This is a genomic window from Hankyongella ginsenosidimutans, from assembly GCF_005144965.1.
GTDB lineage: Bacteria > Pseudomonadota > Alphaproteobacteria > Sphingomonadales > Sphingomonadaceae > Hankyongella > Hankyongella ginsenosidimutans.
Genome location: NZ_CP039704.1, coordinates 1,406,771 through 1,424,013, shown reverse-complemented (window position 1 = coordinate 1,424,013; position 17,243 = coordinate 1,406,771). Strand labels below are relative to the sequence as shown.

The following is a 17,243-nucleotide window of genomic DNA, read 5'->3' as shown; positions in this document are numbered from 1 at the left end:
TCGAAAACCTTCTGGGCGAGCGCTGTCGCCTCGGCGTCGATGGTTGCGACCTTGGCGGTTGCGCCCACGGTTGGGCTGTCGGCGGGCGTATCGAAGCGGACGATCTGCCCGGTCGACACTGCGCCACTCTTGCTGGTTTGGCCAAGCACATAGACCGAGGGTTCGACATCGGGCGCGCTGATCGCGATGCGCTCCGACGATGTGCCGGAGAAGCGCAGGCCGAAGTCGCCGTTCTTGTCGGTGAAGACTTCCGCGCGGCTGAAATAGAGCGGCTTGCCGTCGGTTCCGACCACGGATTCGATCTTCTTGTTGATGAGCCGGACGATGTTGTTGAGGTTGGGCGGTCCATCGAGTTCCGAGAGGTCGATGGTGAGCGCGGCCGGCGCCGTCGTCGATTTCGGGTCGGTTTTTCAGATCGAGCGTGAACACCTCGTCGCCGTTCAGCCCAGGCACGGCTTCCAGACGCTCGCCTTTTGCACCGCCGTGTTCGCAAGGGACGGACTGCTGGTTGGCACGACGACAGATTGCAGCGACGTCACTTTCTCGCCAGTCAAGAGGCCGAGCTGATCGGTCTTCGCCGTCCCGATGTAGTTGCGGATTTCCGCCAGCCCGGCGTCGAACTTGGCGGCGAGCGCGGTGAGTTTCGATTGCGGGCTTTTATCGTCCCCGGCGTACGCCGCCAGCGCCTGCAGGTTGCGCAAGCCCTGATAGAGCGCGAAGGTGGCCTTCAGGTCGGGGTTGCTGCCGGCGCGGGCGACCGCCGGATCGCTGGTGTTGATGAACCTGGAGACGCCCAGCGCAGAGTCGGCGCGAGACTGGAGAGATTCTTCCGTCGCCGCCGTCTGGAACGGTGTTTCGACCAGCTTGGCCGTGAAGGCTTTCGGCGCGATATCGATGATATCGAAGGTGTTGAAGCTGCCGGTAGCCAGCACGGAAAGATCCAGCTGCACCGGCGTGAACACGCTGCTGCTGCTGTTCCCGCTGCTGGCCAGAATGCTGCTGCCGGCAAGTGAGTTGATCAGGCTGGGCACGGCAAAACCCCGACACGTCGACACGAAACTCTAGCGGGATCGAAGTTGACATTCCGTTAAATCCCCGACCTTGCCCGGGTCCACTGCTCCGGCTAGATAAACGGGAAACCCTTTTGGAATTTTCGATGATCGCCATCCTGGATTTTCTCTATTTCCTCGCCGACACCGGCCTTGAGCTGCTGACATGGGCGATCTTCATTACGGTCATCGCCAGTTGGCTGATCGCCTTCAACGTCATCAACCCCTACAACCCCTTCGTCGGCCAGATTCTCAACACGCTGAACCGGATCATCGAGCCGCTATGCCGGCCGATCCGCCGCCTGCTGCCCGATCTTGGCGGGATTGACCTTGCGCCCATGATTTTGGTGATCCTGATCATCGGCGTGCGCAACTATCTCCTGCGCGGGGCGTTCAACGGACTGGCGAGCCTGCTCTGAGCGGTGGCGGACGGCCTGCGCCTCGCCCTCAAAGTGACGCCACGCGCCGGACGGGACTGCATCGACGGGATAAGCCGCGATGCGCAGGGCAGAACCATCCTGAAGGTCAAGGTGCGCGCCGCACCGGCGGACGGCGAAGCCAACGCCGCGCTCATCCGGCTCGTCGCCAGTGCCATGGGGTTGCGCCTTCCGCGGTGGCGCTGGTACGCGGGGCCGCGAGCCGGGATAAGCTGGTTCATATCTCCGGCGATCCGGCTGCGTTGGCCGGGCGTCTTGCAGGCATCACGGGGCCGAATGACCGCAGCGTTGATCGACGGGAAAGCCATTGCCGGCCGGCTGCGCGCGCAGGTCGCGGCCGGTGCCGCAGCGCTCTCGCAGCAGCTCGGACGCCCGCCAGGGTTGGCGGTGGTGCTGGTGGGAGAGGACCCGGCCAGCCAGGTCTATGTACGCAGCAAGGCGAAGCAGACGCTTGAGGCGGGCATGGCGTCGTTCGAGCACCGGCTGCCGGCGGATACCAGCGCCGAGGCCCTGCTCAGCCTTGTGCGGACCCTGAACGACGACCCGCGCGTCGATGGCATCCTGGTGCAGCTGCCGCTGCCCAAGCACATTCCGGAAAGCGCCGTCATCAACGCCATCGACCCGGCAAAGGATGTCGACGGCTTCCATGTCGTCAATGCCGGGCTGCTGGCAACCGGCCAGGATGGCATCGTGCCCTGCACGCCGCTGGGCGCGCTGCTGCTCCTGCGCGCCGTGTTGCCGGATCTTGCCGGGCGCAACGCCATCGTGATCGGGCGCTCCAACATCGTCGGCAAGCCGATGGCGCAACTGCTGCTGCGCGAAAGCTGCACGGTGACTATCGCCCACAGCCGCAGCCGCGACCTGCCCGGGCTGGTGCGTGCGGCTGATATTGTCGTGGCCGCCGTCGGCAGGCCGGAGATGGTGCGCGGTGACTGGTTGCAGTCCGGTGCGACAGTCATCGATGTCGGCATCAACCGTGTGCCGGCGGGTGAACCCGGCAAAACGCGGCTGGTCGGCGACGTGGCTTTCGAGGAGGCGGTCGCGGTTGCTGGTGCCATCACCCCGTGCCGGGCGGGGTTGGCCCCATGACCATCGCCTGCCTGCTGCGCAACACGGTCGAGGCCGCCGCCCGCCGCGCCGGGCTGCCCTCCCCGCTGGAGGCTGCATCCGGTGTGGCTTGATGTCTTTGTCCCTGCGTTTGCGACCCTGCTGGTCATCATTGATCCGCCGGGCTGCGCGCCGATTTTCGCCGGCCTGACCCACAATGCTTCGCCGCGGCATCGGAAAGTGATGGCGGTGCGGTCCGTGCTGGTCGCGGCCGGCATCCTGCTGCTGTTCGCGATTGCCGGCGAGCCGTTTCTGGCAGCACTTGGCATCAGTCTCGATGCTTTTCGCATCGCCGGCGGCCTGCTGCTGTTCGCCATCGCCATCGACATGGTGTTCGAGCGGCGCAGCGAGCGCCGAGAGGAGCGCGCCGAGCAGGTCGCGCGCGAGGCGCAGGCGCATCATCATCGCCTGGAGGAAGAAGACGTTTCCGTGTTCCCGATGGGCATGCCGATGATCGCCGGACCCGGCTCGATCGCCTCCGTCATGCTGCTCACGTCGAAGCACGCCGGGACCTGGATGGGTCTCTCCGCCGTGATGGCGGCGCTTGGCGCGGTTCTGCTGATCACCCTGCTGGCGCTGCTGGCGGCCGGGCCGCTGATGCGCCGCATGGGCAAGACCATGACCACCGTGGTGACGCGGCTGCTCGGCGTCGTGCTCTGCGCGCTTGCCACTCAGTTCGTGATCGACGGCGTGCGCAATGTGTTCGGCCTGACTGCATAAAGCATGCCGCCGTCGTTCAGCGGCAGCGCCGGCCTCAGCCAGTTCGGGGTCTGCCCTGTGCGATCTGCGCCAGCAGGCCTGCGGGCGCTCCTTGCGCCATGGTCATGAACATCGGGTCCTGCGGGCAGTAGAGCATGTAGTCGGGCCTGCGCTGCGCCAGCAGGGCGGCGGCCGTTGCCGGGGCGCCGTCAGCCATTGGATCGTCCAGAGGTTGACGGCAGCGTTGCGATGATAGGTTGCCGCCAGCAGACGATGCGGCGTGTAGGCGATCAGCAGCGGCGAGAGGTTCATGCCTGTCGCGATGCTGCTCGCCGGGAGGGCGCGCAAGCGCTGCAGCAAACGATCATCGAGGCAGTATTGCGAGAACACGCTTGCGCCGGGTGTCACCTCTTGCTGGGCGGCTGGGCGTGCTGCCGCCTCGGGCAAGGCAGCATCAAGCTTGTAGCCGATCAGCGTGTAGCCCGTCGGCACGAACAGCACCCAGGCACCCAGCCGCCGCAGCATGCTGGGAGATGTCTGCAGGCGCGCGATGGCGACGGCGATCAGGGGACGATCAGGGTCGCCATCTGCGGCAGGGCGCGGACCTGGTTCATGGTGAGCGCCGTCGCCATGACGATGGCGGCCGCCAGGGTCGCGCACGCCCCACCCGGGAGCGCACCGGCGCGCACGAGCCGGACTGTCCAGATCAACGCAATGAAGGTGGGTACGTAGAGGCTGATCAGCCGGAACGGGTTCTCGAGCGCGAAATCGACCACCGAGCGGTTCTCGTTGATCGCGTTCATCCAGTAGGTCCAGAGCAGCGGGTGGTTGAGCGGGATGGGGTTGCGGCAGGCCGGAAACACCAGCAGCAGCAGTGCGCCAGCGCCGAGCCCGAACCCGGCTGCGGCGGCGAAGCGGGCAGCCGGGGACGCCAGCCGCCCGAAAACGCCGTTGCCGCCAGCCAGACGCCGCCGAACGCGAGGAAGAACGCCGCCATCGGCGGGGTCAGGAATCGCAAGACTGCGTGGACCAGGGGTGCGGGCTGAACACCAGTACTGCGGCTGCGACCAGCCCGACGATCGACAGCCCGAATGCGCGCAGAAACCGGGCGTAGCGGCCCGGCTGGCGCGCCCAGAGCAGCAGCAGGGCAGCGGCAACTGCCATCACCACGGGTGCGGCATCGACGCCAACCGCAATCCCAAGGGCGACGCCAGCGCCGGCCAGCAGTCCATCCCGGCCCGTGCGCCCGCCGGTTGCACCGCAGACGACCATCGCCAGGGCAATCAGTTGCAGATTGTGGTGGTCGATGTTGCCCGGCTGGAAGTGGATCAGCGCCGCCGGCGATAGAAGCGCCGTCGCGACGGTGATTGCGGGCACGCCCGCCGTTGCGCCGTCAAGGTTGCGGGCGGTGCGGGCGATCAGGGCCAGGAACGGCAGGAACAGCAGCAGTGGGTAGAGTGCCGCCGCCCAGATCTCTGCATGCGCCTGACCGAGGACGGGTCGAAACACCAGGACCAGCCCGGCAATGCCGAGATCGGCCACCCGCGTCCAGTGCATGGACGCGCCGCCGGGGTCGCCCAGCCTTGCCTGATGGAGGTCGAACCACCCTGCCCGGCCAGCAGGTCGCGTACCTGCTGGAGCCGCATCAGCGAGTCGCTGTCGAAGTCCAGATACCATCGCGGGCTGAAGAAGGCGGCGTTCGCAGCATTCAGCAGGCAGAAGGCGATCCAGCCGGCCAGAACGGCGTGGATGGGCCTGAGGACTGCCGAACGCGTGGGCGCGGCAGGGGCGATACCGCCGTCATGGTCATGCCCGCTGGAAGACCAGCCGGCGGCGCAGCAGATACAGCGCGCAGAAATTGACCGGGATCATGGCGAACTTGGCGAGGAGCGGCGGCGCGCCCGTCAGCGCCAACGCCTGCACACCAAGCGTCGTCAGCGCCAGACCGAACACGCCAGTTGTTACGAAGCCGGCCAGTTCGCCGATCTGGGCTGTGCCGCGCCGCGTGGAGGCGAAGGCCAGCCGGGACAGCAGGTAATGCAACAACAAGCCGGACGTATAGCCGATCGCGGCGGCGATGCCTGCCGCCGCGCCATGCCCGATCCAGAGCTGGAACAGCGCGATGTCAAGCAGCGTTGCGGCAAGGCTGGCGCCGAAATAGCGCGCGCCGAGTCTTGCCTCCTGCAGCAGGCGCGCGCGCACTCCCGCACTCAGGCGCATCAGGCCGCCTTCACCCGCTGCGGCGTCAGGCGCACGCTGTTCAGTGCGGCTTGCGCGCCCTCGCGCCCGGCCTCGTGATATTCGGCGTCTTCATTGACGCCCCAGAGGTCGTACAGCGCTTCCCCGGCCTGGATGTTGCGCACCGCCAGCATGGCGGTCATCATCGCGTGATCCTGGTTGTTGTACTTGTGCATGCCGTTGCGGCCGACCAGATGCAGGGTCGGGTAGTTTTCCATGAGGTCGTTGCGGATGGCGTCCACCTGCTCGCGATAGTGGTCGTCGTAGACCGGATAGGCTTTTCCTGGCGTACCACGCAGCCGTCAGCCACCATGTCCGGCCTGGCGAGACCAAGATAGGCGAGTTCCTCGGTGGCGAGGCGGATGAGGTCCTTGTCGTCCATGGTCCACAGGCCGTCGCCGGCGAAACAGAAATATTCCAGCCCGACGCAGGCCATGCTCTGGTCCGGCACCATTTCCGGCGACCAGGAACGGAAATTCTGGATCCGGCCGACCTTCACCTTGGGGTCGTGGATGTAAATCCAGTTGTCCGGGAACAGGTCCTCGGCCCGGATCATCAGGGCCACGGTGAGAAAATCCCGGTAGCGCAGCGCCAGCGCATTGCCGACGGATGCCGGCATCGGGTGAATGCGCCCAACCAGTTCGCGCATCGGCGCCGAACTGATGACATGCGCAGCGTTGACCAGCATCAGGTTGCCGTCCGCATCGCGCGCCGTCACCGTCCAGCGGCCGGTGGCATCGTTGAGACGCAACTGCTCGACCGCGTGGCCCATCACCACCGTGCCGCCCTGGGCGACGGTCTTGTCGCGCGCGGCCTCCCACATCATGCCGGGGCCCTGGCGCGGATAGCGGAACGATTCCAGCAGGGTCTTCACGGCCATGCCGTCGTTCTTGCGGCGACGTCCGAACGACAGCGACCGGCGCGCCGCATCGAGGATCGCGCCGCCAAGGCTCAGGCCCTTGATGCGCTGGGCAGCCCAGTCGGCGGAGATTTCGTCGCAGCGCATGCCCCACACCTTCTCGGTGTAGGTCTTGAAGAAGATGCCGAACAGGCGCGCGCCGAACTGGTTGGTCACCCACTGCTCGAAGGTTTTCACCTGCTGGTGCGGCCGCAGCTTCCACTTGGCGTAGGACAGCATGCACAGGGCCGAGCGGAAGACTCAAGGTTGAACAGTGCCTCGAAGGCTTTCAGCGGATAGCTGTAGAACTTGCCGTCGTAGAAGATGCGCGACAGGCGCGGCCGCTCGATGAAATCGTCCGGCAGCAGTTCGTTCCAGAGGTCGACCACTTCCTTCGATTTGGAAAAGAAGCGGTGGCCGCCGATATCGAAGCGGTAGCCGTTGTACTCGACCGTGCGGCTGATTCCGCCGACGTAGGTCGGGTCCTTCTCGATCACCATGACCGAGTATCCAGCCTTGGTGAGCAGATAGCTTGCCGTCAGTCCCGCCGGACCCGCGCCGATGATGGCGACGTCGACTGCCCCGGTGCCGACTTCTTCGTGGTCATCTGTCCTGGCTCCAAATCGTTTTGGAACCCGATTTGACCGACCAGTCCTTCACATCCTGTTAAGTGAGCGGGATTTTACCAAGTTTTTATATGGTTAACGAAATCTTGTCGCCCTGGTCACGGCTTTTCCGCATCACGGCCCGCATAGGGGCCGACGACTGTGCCCGTGAACAGCCCGGCATTCACGGTCGCCAGAATGCTGGCGTCCACATCCCTGGCCAGGCTGCGCCAAGCGCCCGTTTCGCCTGTTGCATAGGCAGCATCCAGCCGGGCACCGCGAAAGCTGAGCTGCAAGCGCAGCGTTTGGCCGGCGGGAGCCGGAGACTGCGCAATGACGACCCCGACGCTGCCCTGATCGGCAGCGCGCCGCTGCCGCAGAACCACCGCATCGCGGCCATCGGCCTGACGTTCCAGGACCAGGGCAAGGAAGTGGTTCTCATCAACCAGCGCCAGCAGCCCGGCACGATCGCCGGCACGTTCCGGGCTAAACTGCACTTCGGTCTCGATTGTCTCGTGGTGGCGGGTGAGCCGCCGCCCGACGAAACTGGGTTGGCCAGTCCCGCCTGGTGCGTCTGCGCGAGCCGCCATGCGCAGTGTGCCAGCCTCGTCGGTCAGGCTCCACCAGCGCTCTGCCCGGGGTGTCCGCAGCATGATCCACTCAGGCCCGAGTGCAGCCGAATCAAACGTCTCCCGCCACGCCTCCGGCAGCGGCGTCTGCTGTGCCCCAGAGGGTGCCGGCAGCACGTGAGGACGGGGACGTCCTGCGGCAGGACAAGCGGCCAGCCGTTCTGCCACGAAACGGGCAGCAGGAAGGTCTCCCGGCCGAGATTGGTCAACTGGCCATCATAGGGCCTTGTGCCGAGAAAGACCGCCCACCAGTCGCCTTCCGGGCGTTGCACCAGGTCGGCGTGCCCTGTCGCTTCGACCGGCCACGGGCGACCAGCCGGCAGATCGCGCTGGGTCAGGATCGGGTTGACCGGACCAGGCGTGAACGGGCCGGTGATGTGGCGCGCCCGGTAGACCGTCTGTGCATGATCTTCCGCCGTACCGCCTTCGGCTGGGACGAGATAATACCAGCCGTCGACCTTGTAGAGATGCGGGCCCTCGATCCAGATCGGCTTGGTTTTCGGGTCGACGCCGCCATCGACCAGTACCGATCGCGGCCCGATGAGCTGGCGCGCCTTGAGATCGAATTCCTGGATCCAGATCGCCCGGTGCCCCTGGTAGCGGGAGCCCCAATGGGCACGCCATTGTTGAGGATCAAGCGCGGCCGTCCTCATCCACAAACAGCGAGGGTCGATGCCCTCGAATGGCAGCCAGATCGGGTCAGACCATGGTCCCGCCGGATCGTTCGCGGTGAGCAGGAAGTTTTCGCCGCAGCCAACGCAGGTATTCAGTATGTAATAGACCCCGGCATGGTGCGTGATCGTCGGCGCAAAGACGCCCTGGATCACGCCCAGTCCGCTGAAGTCGAGCTGGCTGGGTCGATCGATAGCGTTGCCGATCTGCCGCCAGTTGACCAGATCCTTGCTGTGATAGACGGGAATGCCCGGAAACCAGGCGAAGGTAGACGTCACCAGATAATAGTCATTCCCGACGCGTGTAATGGACGGGTCCGGGCGAAACCCCGGCAGGATCGGGTTGCGAAACTGCCCCGCTTGCACGGGAATGCCCGTTCAACCGGATCCTCGCCCCTGCTTGTCACCCAGCCGAACCGTGCGATTGGCCCATCAAGGGCGCAGGCGATGTTCGGCATGAAAACAGCGCGCAAAACAGGATTAGAACACTCCGCATTCTGCCTCCTCCCCATGTGCCCCGGTCTATTGGGCATCGAATTTATAGGTACCCAACTTATAGGTACCCTCTATATGATAGCGCTATCAATAACAATCTCCCGCAGTTTGGGCCGTGCTTGTGTGCTCGAACCTCGCAACAGGCTTGACTTAGGTGAGGTAAAATTGGATGTTAGCGCTATCAATTAATGCCTCAAATAGGGGATTGCCTTGGGGAATTCACGTTCAGCGCAGATGCTGCGCTGCCTGCAGACTGGCACGCGGGCAGTTTTCTCGGTCGCATTGATCGCGGCGATGGCCCATCGCCTGCGTTGATCCGGGGCGGCCGCCTCTATGACATGGCGCGGGTCGGCCCTACGACGGTCGACCTGATCGAGGCGCGTGCATTCGACGGCGGCGAGGATCTGGGGCCACTCGAGGCGCTGCCGCTCGGCACCGGGCCGACAGCGGGCCTGCGGCTGCTTTCCCCGATCGATCTGCAATGCGTCAAGGCAGCGGGCGTGACCTTCGCGGTCTCGACCCTGGAACGCGTGATCGAGGAGCGCGCGCGGCGACTCGGCGGCAGCGGCGGGAATTCGTGCCCGCCTGGAAGGTTTGATCGGGTCCGGTCTGCGCAGCGTCGTGCCTGGTTCCGACGAGGCGGCCGCGCTGAAGGATGCGCTGATCCGCGAAGGTATGTGGTCGCAGTATCTTGAGGTTGCGATCGGCCCGGATGCGGAGATTTTCACCAAGGCACCGATCCTCGCGAGCGTCGGCTGGGGCGAGGAAATCGGGGTGCGCTCGGACTCGACGTGGAACAACCCGGAACCCGAGGTCGTGCTGGTCGCGGACAGTGCCGGCGCTGCCGTCGGGGCGATGCTGGGCAACGACGTCAACCTGCGCGATTTCGAAGGGCGCTCCGCCCTGCTGCTCGGCAAGGCGAAGGACAACAACGCCTCCTGCGCCGTCGGGCCGTTCATCCGGCTGTTCGACGCGACCTTCACCATGGACGATGTCCGGGCGATGGAGATCGATCTCACGGTGGAAGGCGAGGACGGCTATCGCCTGACCGGCGTGAACAGCATGCGCGCGATCAGCCGGGACCCGGAGACCCTGCTCCGTCATGCCATGAGCGAACATCAGTACCCTGACGGCTTTGTGCTGTTTCTTGGCACCCTGTTCGCACCGACGCAGGACCGGGACGAGCCAGGCCGGGGCTTTACGCACAAGGTCGGCGACCGGGTGACCATTGCCGCCGCGCGGCTGGGGTGCTCGCCAACCGCGTCGCCACATCCAAAGACGCAGCCCCTGGACGTTCGGCGTGCGTGCGCTGATGCGCAATCTCGCCGCCCGGATCTTCTGACAGTCTGATTATGGACCCTGCCATGCAATTGACCCATTTCATCAACGGCGTCGCGACAGGCGCTGCAACGCCGCTGGAAAGCCGCAACCCCTCGAATACCGACGATGTGGTCGCCGTCTTCCCGGATGGCGGCAAGGCGGAGGTGGATGCTGCAGTGGCCGCCGCCCGCGCCGCTTTCCCGGCCTGGTCGATGACCTCGCCTGAAGTCCGGTTCGATCTGCTGGACAAAGTCGGCGCGACCCTGATGGCGCGTGCGGCCGACCTCGGCGAACTGCTGGCGCGCGAGGAAGGCAAGACCCGCGCCGAGGCGACCGGCGAAGTCCTGCGCGCCGCGCGCATTTTCAAATATTTCGCTGGCGAGGCGCTGCGCCGCCATGGCCAGGCCCTGGAGTCGACCCGTCCCGGGCTGGATGTCAGTACGCACAGGGAGGCCGTCGGGGTTTACGGGCTGATTACGCCCTGGAACTTCCCGATCGCGATCCCCGCCTGGAAAGCTGCACCGGCGCTGGCGTTCGGGAATACGGTGGTGCTGAAGCCGGCCAATATCACGCCGGCGACCGCCTGGGCGCTGGCGCAGATCGTGCACGAATGCGGCGCGCCGGCCGGCGTGTTCAATCTGGTGCTCGGGCAGGGCGGGGTTGGCGCCGCGATCGTCGACCATCCGGATGTCGATGCGATCTCGTTCACCGGCTCGCAGGGCGTTGGCGCAAAGGTGGCAGCCGGGGCCATCGCACGGCAGGCGCGCGTTCAGCTGGAAATGGGTGGCAAGAACCCGCTGGTGGTCCTGGGCGACGCCGATCTCGACCGAGCCGTCGCCATCGCACTCGATGGCGGCTTCTTCCAGACCGGCCAGCGCTGCACCGCCTCCTCGCGCGTGATCGTGGAAGACAGCATCCACGACCGGTTCGTGGCAGCGCTCGCCGAGCGGGCCGGGGCCCTGAAGGTCGGTGCGGCGCTCGATGCTGCGACCCAGGTGGGGCCGGCGTCCAGCGCGTCCCAGTTCGAACAGAACCTGCGTTACGTGGAGATCGCCACAGCCGAGGGCGGACGCCTGGTGACCGGGGCATGCCGCTGAAGCGCGAGACCCCGGGCTATTTCATGAGCCCGGCCGTGATCGCGGATACGGCACCGGACATGCGCATCAACAGCGAGGAAGTGTTCGGGCCCGTCGTCTCGACGATACGTGCCCGGAATTACGAAGAGGCGCTGGACATCGCCAACCGCGGCAGCTTCGGCCTGTCTGCCGGCATCGTCACGACATCCCTGAAGCATGCGCGGCACTTCCGCCGCAATGTGCGCGCAGGCATGGTGATGATCAATCTGCCAACGGCTGGCGTCGACTATCATGTGCCCTTCGGCGGCACCCGGAAATCCAGCTACGGCCCGCGCGAGCGGGCTTCGCGGCACTCGAATTCTACACTCAGACCAAGACGGTCTACATCGGAGATTGATGGCGTGCTGCATGCTGCAAACATGGTCGAGGGGCGTGCCAGCTACCCGAGCCTGAAGGGCAAGAAGGTCATCGTGACCGGGGCGGCTCGGGCATCGGCGAGTCCATCGTGGAGGCCTTTGCGGCGCAGGGTGCCCGCGTCGCCTTCGTGGATATCGCGGATGGACCATCCAGGGCGCTGGTCGATCGGCTGACGCCGGTCTGCGAACAGGCACCGATCTATGCGCCGTGCGATCTGACGGATCTGGAGTCCCTTGCGGCGACCTTCGCGGGGTTCGAACGGGCGCTGGGCGGAATTGACATCCTGGTCAACAACGCCGCCAACGACGATCGCCACACCTGTGAAGAAGTCACTCCCGCCTATTGGGACAACCGGATCAACGTCAACCTGCGCCATCAATTCTTCGCTGTGCGCGCCGTCATCCCGGCGATGCAGCGCGCCGGGCGCGGGGCGATCGTCAACCTCGGTTCGATCAGCTGGCACCTCGCGCTGCCGCATCTCGTTGTCTACCAGACCGCCAAGGCGGCGATCGAGGGCATGACGCGCGCGCTGGCGCGGGACCTCGGCATGCACAACATCCGCGTGAACACGATCGTCCCCGGTGCGGTCAAGACGCCGCGGCAGGACGCCCTGTGGCACAGCGAGGGCGAAACCCAGCGCATCCTCGACAGCCAGTGCCTCAAGGAGCGGGTGATGCCGTCCGACATTGCCGCGATGGCACTGTTCCTCGCGTCCGACGATGCGCGGATGTGCACGGCGCATTCCTACTTTGTGGACGCAGGGTGGCGCTGATGGCGAACGTCCGGATGGTGTGCCCGGTCGCGGCGTCACTGGGCGAAGGTCCGGTCTGGTGCGAGCGACGCAACGTCCTGTGGTTTGTCGACATCAAGGCCTGCCGTCCACTGCTTTGACCCGGCGACGTCGGGCCTTGCCTCCTGGCCTGCGCCGGCACCGGTCGGCTGGCTGGCGCTCACCGAAAGCGAGGTGCTCCTTGCCGGCATGAAAACCGGTTTGTCCTGCTTCGATCCGGCGACGGGCGCGTTCACGCGGATCGCCGATGTGGAGCCGGACCTGCCCGGCAATCGCCTGAACGATGCGACCGTCGGGCCGGACGGCATCCTCTGGTTCGGCTCCATGGACGATGCGGAGATGGCACCCACCGGGCGCTATTACCGCTACGACGGCACGCATATCCGGGCCTGCGCGTTCGACCCGGTGACGATCACCAACGGTCCGGCGCTCTCGCCCGATGGCCGGACTTTCTATGCCGTCGATACATTGGGCCGGCGCATCCTCGCCTGTCCGGTTGCAGAGGACGGGGCACTCGGTGCGCCGGAGCCCTTTGTCGCCATCGCCGAGACAGACGGCTATCCGGACGGCCCGACCGTCGACGCCGAGGGCTGCGTCTGGATCGGATTGTGGGCCGGATGGCAGGCCCGGCGCTATTCGCCGGGCGGGGAACTGCTCGCCAGCATCAAGTTCCCGGCTGCCAACATCACCAAAGTCGCTTTTGGCGGCCCGGACCTGAAGACGCTATATGCGACCAGCGCACGCAAGGGTCTGAGCCTTGAGGATCTGGCGGCGCAGCCGCTCGCGGGCAACCTCTTCGCTGCCACCCTTGATGTCGCCGGCCGGCTGGCCGGTCGTGTCCGTGCTTAGTCCGCGCCTCGGTCTCGCCCTCACTCTTTTCCTGCCGCTGTTGTCGGTGCCGGCCAGCGCGCAGCCGCAATTTCATGCCATGTTCCAGGATCATGCGGTGCTGCAGCGCGGGCAGCCGGTCGAGGTCTGGGGTACGGCCGCGCCCGGTGCAGCGCTGGTCGTGCGCTTCGACTCCGGCGAAGTCCCTGCCCGGGCGGACGGCGCGGGCCGCTGGCGCGTCACCCTGCCCGCGCATGCGCCGGGTGGGCCATATACGCTCAGCGTCGCCGATGCTGGCGGCGCCGGTCAGACCGTGCAGGACATCCTGGTCGGCGATGTGTGGTTCTGCTCCGGCCAGTCGAACATGGTGCAGCAGGTGAACCGTGCCCTCGACAGCGAGTCGGAACAACGCAATGCCACCGACCGCGATATCCGCATGCTGACGGTCCAGAACGATACCGCACTCAGCCCGCAAAGCCAGTTCCTGCGCCCGGTACGCTGGCAGCCGACGTCGCCCGAGACGGTTGGGGACTTTTCCGCCGCCTGCTACTTCACCGCGCGCGAACTGAAAAGACGCTCAACATCCCCATGGGGCTTGTCGTGGCCGCCTGGAGTGGCAGCAAGATTCAGGCGTGGACAGCGGAGGACGTGCTGACGGCACGCAAGGATAACGTCGAGACGCTCGAGGTTCTGCGCCTCGCGCGCACCGACGTGGGCGCGGCGCTCAAAGTCTGGGCGCGTGTCTGGGAGAACTGGTGGCGCAGCAGGAATTCCGGCGTCGCCGAGCCCTGGCGGCAGTCCGGCGGCGATACCTGGCGCAGCGTTCCTGCTCTCACGGCCTGGGAAAACTGGGGCGTGCCGGAGCTCTCGGCCTACAACGGCATGGTCTGGTACCGCACGCGCCTCATGCTCAGCGCCGAGCAGGCGCGCCGCCCCGCGACCCTGCATCTCGGACGCATCGACGAGGTGGATCAGGTTTGGATCAACGGTCGCATGGTCGGCACCGGTTCAGGCGCGGGCGACCTGCGTCACTACACGGTGCCGGCCGGCGTGTTGCGCGCTGGCGACAACGACATCGTGGTCAACGCGCTCGACACCTATGGCGCAGGCGGCATGGCAGGGCCGGCAGAGGCGGTTCGTCTGGAGCTTCAGGGGCGGCTCCAATCCCGCTGACCGGCTGGCGCTACCGGCTGGACACTTCGGGCGAGAAGCAGCCGCCGCGCGTACCCTGGGAGCCGACTGCGGGCCTCAGCATCATCCATAACGCCATGGTCGCGCCCATCGGGCCTTACACCCTGAAAGGCGCTCTCTGGTATCAGGGCGAGTCCGACACGGGCGAACCACAGCTTTACGCTGACCGACTGGGCGCTCTGGCCGGACAATGGCGCCGCCAGTTCGGCAACGCCACGCTGCCGGTTTTGTGGCCCAGCTCGCCAATTACGGCGCGCCGCCAACCCGGCCGGCTGAAAGCGGCTGGGCCGATCTGCGCGCGGCACAGGCGCAGGCGGTCGCGCGCGATCCGCACATGGGCCTTGCTGTCACAATCGATATCGGCGACCGCTACGACATCCACCCTACGAACAAGCAGGAACTGGGCGCCGCTTTGCCCGCGCGATCCGCCATGTCGTGTTCGGGGCACCGGAGCCGCCGTCAGGCCCGGTTGCCGTTGCCGCCCGCCGGATCGACGCGACGACGGTCGAGGTCCGGTTCAGCGACGTGACTGGCGCGCTGACTGCCTACAGCAATGCCCGTCCCATCGGGTTCGAGCTGTGCGGCCGCGCTGCTGGCGCATGCCGCTATGTCGATGCCCGGATCGCAACGGCGAACACGGTTCTCCTGTCGATCGGCGCAGGTGCTGCGGATCGGGTGCGCTTCTGCTGGGCGGACAGCCCGGTCTGCACGCTGTTCGATGGCGCGCACTTGCCGGCAGGCCCATTCGAGCGGCCGGTCACACCTAGACCTTGATCGTTTCAGATTGAATCAATCTGAAACGATCAAGGTCTAGAGTCTGATGACATTGGATGGGATCGCCATTCCGATCTTCACGGAGCAGGCTGTAAAGTCCGCTCGTGGTGAGCCTGGACGAACCACGAGCCGCTCAGCCCTTCGTCCAGCTCAGGGTGAGCGGCGCGTGTACAACCGCGCGATGGCGTGTGGGTCAATCTCAACCGATCAGGCTCTGAGGATCGGGGTCGGGTTTCAGTGGTTGTGGCGCGGAGTCCGGGCTGAAAGGCCCCGGTATTTCAGCGCGAATTCCAGGGTTGCGCCGTCCGCAAGCTGACCGGTCTTCTCCCGGTACAGCTCTTCCCATGGTGTATTGCTGGCGGGCACCGGCGGCGGGGCTTCCTGCAGGCGGCGCGCGATCTCGTCCGGTGCAACCAGGGCATTGCAGGTGCCCGCGTTCAGATCGATGCGGATGCGGTCGCCCGTGCGCAGCCAGGCCAGGCCACCGCCTGCGGCACTTTCCGGGAAGCGTTCAGGATCGACGGGCTGTCCGACGTACCGGACTGGCGGCCGTCGCCCAGGGTCGGAAGCGCCATGACGCCGCGCTGTATCAGGGCATCGGGCGGCTGCATGTTGACCACTTCGGCCGAACCGGGCCATCCGAGCGGGCCGCTGCCGCGGATGACCAGAATGCAGCCCTCATCGATGTCGAGGCTCGGGTCGTTGATGCGATGATGGTAGTCGTCCGAGCCGTCGAACACGATCGCCCGCGCCTCGAAAACGCCTTCCGCGCCCGGCGCGCTGAGATACCGCGCCCGGAAATCCTGCGAAATCACGGAGGTCTTGAGGATGGCGCAGTCGAACAGATTGCCGCGCAGCACCAGGAAGCCTGCACGCTCCCGCAGGTGCATCGTAGGGCCGGATGACGTCGCGGTCACGGCTTTCGCACCCGGCCAGGTTTTCCGCCATGGTCCTGCCGGTTACCGTGCGGCAGGCGCCGTCGATGCGTCCGGCGCGCAGCAATTCCGCCATGACCGCCGGCACGCCCCGGCCCGGTGATAGCGTTCGCACAGATATTGCCCGGCCGGCTGCACATTGGCGAGCAGGGGAATGTCGTAACCGGCGGTCGTCCAGTCGTCAGGCGTCAGGTCGATCCCGGCATGGCGCGCCATGGCGACGACATGCGGCTGCGCGTTGCTTGATCCCCGATGGCGCTGACGACGGCGATCGCGTTCAGAAAGCTGGCGCGCGTGAGGATGTGGGTGGGCCGCAGGTCCTCGTAGGCCATGTCGACGATGCGCCGCCCGGTCTCGTAGGCCATCTGCCCGCGTTCGCGGTAGGGCGCAGGGATCGCCGCACAGCCGGTGAGCGACAGACCGAGCGCCTCCGCCACGGCATTCATGGTCGAGGCCGTGCCCATGGTGTTGCAGTGGCCGGCCGACGGCGCACTGCTGCAGGCGCGGTCCAGGAATTCGTCCTGCGTGATCTCGCCGGCCGCCAGCTTGCGCCTGCTACGCCAGATGACAGTGCCGGAACCAACCAGCTCGCCCTCGTGCCAGCCATCCAGCATCGGCCCGCCGGACAGCACGATGGCCGGGATATCGACCGTGGTCGCCGCCATGATCGCCGACGGCGTGGTCTTGTCGCAGCCGGTGGTCAGCACCACGGCGTCGAACGGGTAGCCGTACAGCAGCTCGACCAGACCGAGGTAGGCGAGGTTACGGTCCAATGCGGCGGTCGGGCGGCGGCAGTTCTCGAAGATCGGGTGCACCGGAAATTCCAGCGGAATGCCTCCGGCGTCGCGGATGCCGTCTCGCACCCGCCGCGCCAGGTCCAGGTGGATGCGGTTGCAGGGGCTGAGGTCGCTGCCGCTCTGGGCGATGCCGATGATCGGACGCCCGGGCGAAGCTCTTCCGGCGTCATCCCGTAGTTCATGAAGCGCTCGAGGTAGAGCGCCGTCATGTCGGCGCGCGCGGGGTCCGCGAACCAGTCGCGCGATCGGAACGGGCGGGCGGGCGTCCGGGTCATCGGGGTGTCCTC

17 protein-coding genes and 7 pseudogenes are annotated in these 17,243 nt (G+C 66.3%); 14 read left to right on the top strand and 10 right to left on the bottom strand.

All coding sequences use genetic code 11. The features are described 5' to 3' along the window. Positions 1–137: 137 nt before the first annotated feature. Entirely contained in the window at positions 138–425 is a 288-nt protein-coding gene (locus E6W36_RS08305; RefSeq protein WP_222874332.1) for a hypothetical protein, read from the top strand. A 15-nt stretch (positions 426–440) separates the two neighbouring features. On the opposite strand, the gene E6W36_RS08300 is transcribed toward E6W36_RS08305, so the two are convergent. Beyond that, positions 441–1,031, bottom strand: a complete 591-nt coding sequence (locus E6W36_RS08300; protein WP_222874331.1) for a hypothetical protein — start codon at positions 1,029–1,031, stop codon at positions 441–443. 125 nt (positions 1,032–1,156) lie between these two features. On the opposite strand from E6W36_RS08300, the gene E6W36_RS08295 reads away from it, so the two are divergent. From E6W36_RS08295 to E6W36_RS08280, 3 genes are all read left to right on the top strand, one after another. Continuing rightward, positions 1,157–1,468, top strand: coding sequence for a YggT family protein (locus E6W36_RS08295; RefSeq protein WP_222874330.1), 312 nt, complete (start codon positions 1,157–1,159; stop codon positions 1,466–1,468). Between the two features lie 3 nt (positions 1,469–1,471). Next, entirely contained in the window at positions 1,472–2,575 is a 1,104-nt protein-coding gene (folD, locus tag E6W36_RS08285) for a bifunctional methylenetetrahydrofolate dehydrogenase/methenyltetrahydrofolate cyclohydrolase FolD (RefSeq protein ID WP_425459706.1), read from the top strand. A gap of 81 nt (positions 2,576–2,656) precedes the next feature. Further along, positions 2,657–3,313: a MarC family protein gene (locus tag E6W36_RS08280; RefSeq protein WP_222874329.1), complete on the top strand. Its 657-nt coding sequence runs from the start codon at positions 2,657–2,659 to the stop codon at positions 3,311–3,313. 102 nt (positions 3,314–3,415) lie between these two features. Here the strand turns inward: E6W36_RS08280 and E6W36_RS08275 are convergent, their stop codons facing one another. From E6W36_RS08275 to E6W36_RS08240, 8 genes and pseudogenes are all read right to left on the bottom strand, one after another. After that, positions 3,416–3,817, bottom strand: a complete 402-nt coding sequence (locus tag E6W36_RS08275) for a hypothetical protein (RefSeq protein WP_222874328.1) — start codon at positions 3,815–3,817, stop codon at positions 3,416–3,418. A 38-nt stretch (positions 3,818–3,855) separates the two neighbouring features. Continuing rightward, positions 3,856–4,155: a hypothetical protein gene (locus tag E6W36_RS08270; protein ID WP_222874327.1), complete on the bottom strand. Its 300-nt coding sequence runs from the start codon at positions 4,153–4,155 to the stop codon at positions 3,856–3,858. Further along, positions 4,092–4,310: a hypothetical protein gene (locus tag E6W36_RS08265; RefSeq protein WP_222874326.1), complete on the bottom strand. Its 219-nt coding sequence runs from the start codon at positions 4,308–4,310 to the stop codon at positions 4,092–4,094. Before E6W36_RS08265 ends, E6W36_RS08270 begins: the two co-directional genes overlap by 64 nt. Then, positions 4,298–4,849, bottom strand: a complete 552-nt coding sequence (locus E6W36_RS08260) for a hypothetical protein (protein WP_222874325.1) — start codon at positions 4,847–4,849, stop codon at positions 4,298–4,300. Before E6W36_RS08260 ends, E6W36_RS08265 begins: the two co-directional genes overlap by 13 nt. A gap of 249 nt (positions 4,850–5,098) precedes the next feature. Then, a complete protein-coding gene (locus tag E6W36_RS08255; RefSeq protein ID WP_222874324.1) occupies positions 5,099–5,494 on the bottom strand; it encodes a GtrA family protein in 396 nt (131 codons plus the stop codon). A gap of 17 nt (positions 5,495–5,511) precedes the next feature. After that, a pseudogene (locus E6W36_RS08250) lies at positions 5,512–6,994 on the bottom strand (NAD(P)/FAD-dependent oxidoreductase). Positions 6,995–7,152: 158 nt separating this feature from the next. Further along, positions 7,153–7,686, bottom strand: coding sequence for a beta-xylosidase family glycoside hydrolase (locus tag E6W36_RS08245; protein ID WP_222874571.1), 534 nt, complete (start codon positions 7,684–7,686; stop codon positions 7,153–7,155). Then, positions 7,647–8,699 carry a glycoside hydrolase family 43 protein gene (locus tag E6W36_RS08240; protein ID WP_222874323.1) on the bottom strand — a complete coding sequence of 351 codons (1,053 nt, stop codon included), beginning with the start codon at positions 8,697–8,699 and terminating at the stop codon, positions 7,647–7,649. The genes E6W36_RS08245 and E6W36_RS08240 overlap by 40 nt, the downstream gene beginning before the upstream one ends. A gap of 317 nt (positions 8,700–9,016) precedes the next feature. Between E6W36_RS08240 and E6W36_RS08235 the strand changes: the two are divergent. The 10 genes and pseudogenes from E6W36_RS08235 (at position 9,017) to E6W36_RS18530 (ending at position 15,224) form a co-directional block, all read left to right on the top strand. Then, positions 9,017–10,170 (top strand): annotated as a pseudogene (locus tag E6W36_RS08235) (fumarylacetoacetate hydrolase family protein). A 22-nt stretch (positions 10,171–10,192) separates the two neighbouring features. Then, the gene (locus tag E6W36_RS08230; protein WP_281277501.1) at positions 10,193–11,245 is read left to right on the top strand and encodes an aldehyde dehydrogenase family protein; all 1,053 of its coding nucleotides are present in this window, start codon (positions 10,193–10,195) and stop codon (positions 11,243–11,245) included. Next, positions 11,236–11,511, top strand: a pseudogene (locus E6W36_RS20595) (aldehyde dehydrogenase family protein); the annotation flags it as partial. The gene E6W36_RS08230 and the pseudogene E6W36_RS20595, both read left to right, overlap by 10 nt. 132 nt (positions 11,512–11,643) lie before the next feature. Next, a pseudogene (gene xylB / locus E6W36_RS08225) lies at positions 11,644–12,413 on the top strand (D-xylose 1-dehydrogenase). After that, positions 12,413–13,280: pseudogene (locus E6W36_RS08220) on the top strand (SMP-30/gluconolactonase/LRE family protein). Before xylB ends, E6W36_RS08220 begins: the two co-directional pseudogenes overlap by 1 nt. Further along, positions 13,267–13,914, top strand: coding sequence for a hypothetical protein (locus E6W36_RS08215; protein WP_222874322.1), 648 nt, complete (start codon positions 13,267–13,269; stop codon positions 13,912–13,914). Before E6W36_RS08220 ends, E6W36_RS08215 begins: the two are co-directional and overlap by 14 nt. Continuing rightward, positions 13,908–14,432: a sugar-binding domain-containing protein gene (locus E6W36_RS08210; protein ID WP_222874321.1), complete on the top strand. Its 525-nt coding sequence runs from the start codon at positions 13,908–13,910 to the stop codon at positions 14,430–14,432. The genes E6W36_RS08215 and E6W36_RS08210 overlap by 7 nt, the downstream gene beginning before the upstream one ends. Before the next feature lie 95 nt (positions 14,433–14,527). After that, a pseudogene (locus tag E6W36_RS23245) lies at positions 14,528–14,620 on the top strand (hypothetical protein); the annotation flags it as partial. 20 nt (positions 14,621–14,640) lie between these two features. Then, positions 14,641–14,979, top strand: a complete 339-nt coding sequence (locus E6W36_RS18535) for a hypothetical protein (protein ID WP_246048242.1) — start codon at positions 14,641–14,643, stop codon at positions 14,977–14,979. Then, a complete protein-coding gene (locus E6W36_RS18530; protein WP_246048241.1) occupies positions 14,976–15,224 on the top strand; it encodes a hypothetical protein in 249 nt (82 codons plus the stop codon). The genes E6W36_RS18535 and E6W36_RS18530 overlap by 4 nt, the downstream gene beginning before the upstream one ends. A gap of 234 nt (positions 15,225–15,458) precedes the next feature. On the opposite strand, the pseudogene E6W36_RS08200 reads toward E6W36_RS18530, so the two are convergent. Beyond that, positions 15,459–17,231, bottom strand: a pseudogene (locus tag E6W36_RS08200) (IlvD/Edd family dehydratase). Positions 17,232–17,243: the final 12 nt, after the last annotated feature.

Excerpts from the sequence above, each read along its gene's own strand:
- E6W36_RS18535 (WP_246048242.1), top strand. The coding sequence starts at position 14,641 with ATGGCGCCGCCAGTTCGGCAACGCCACGCTGCCGGTTTTGTGGCCCAG.
- E6W36_RS08245 (WP_222874571.1), bottom strand. The coding sequence starts at position 7,686 with ATGCTGCGGACACCCCGGGCAGAGCGCTGGTGGAGCCTGACCGACGAG.
- E6W36_RS08260 (WP_222874325.1), bottom strand. The coding sequence starts at position 4,849 with ATGCACTGGACGCGGGTGGCCGATCTCGGCATTGCCGGGCTGGTCCTG.
- E6W36_RS08275 (WP_222874328.1), bottom strand. The coding sequence starts at position 3,817 with ATGCTGCGGCGGCTGGGTGCCTGGGTGCTGTTCGTGCCGACGGGCTAC.
- E6W36_RS08230 (WP_281277501.1), top strand. The coding sequence starts at position 10,193 with ATGCAATTGACCCATTTCATCAACGGCGTCGCGACAGGCGCTGCAACG.
- E6W36_RS08295 (WP_222874330.1), top strand. The coding sequence starts at position 1,157 with ATGATCGCCATCCTGGATTTTCTCTATTTCCTCGCCGACACCGGCCTT.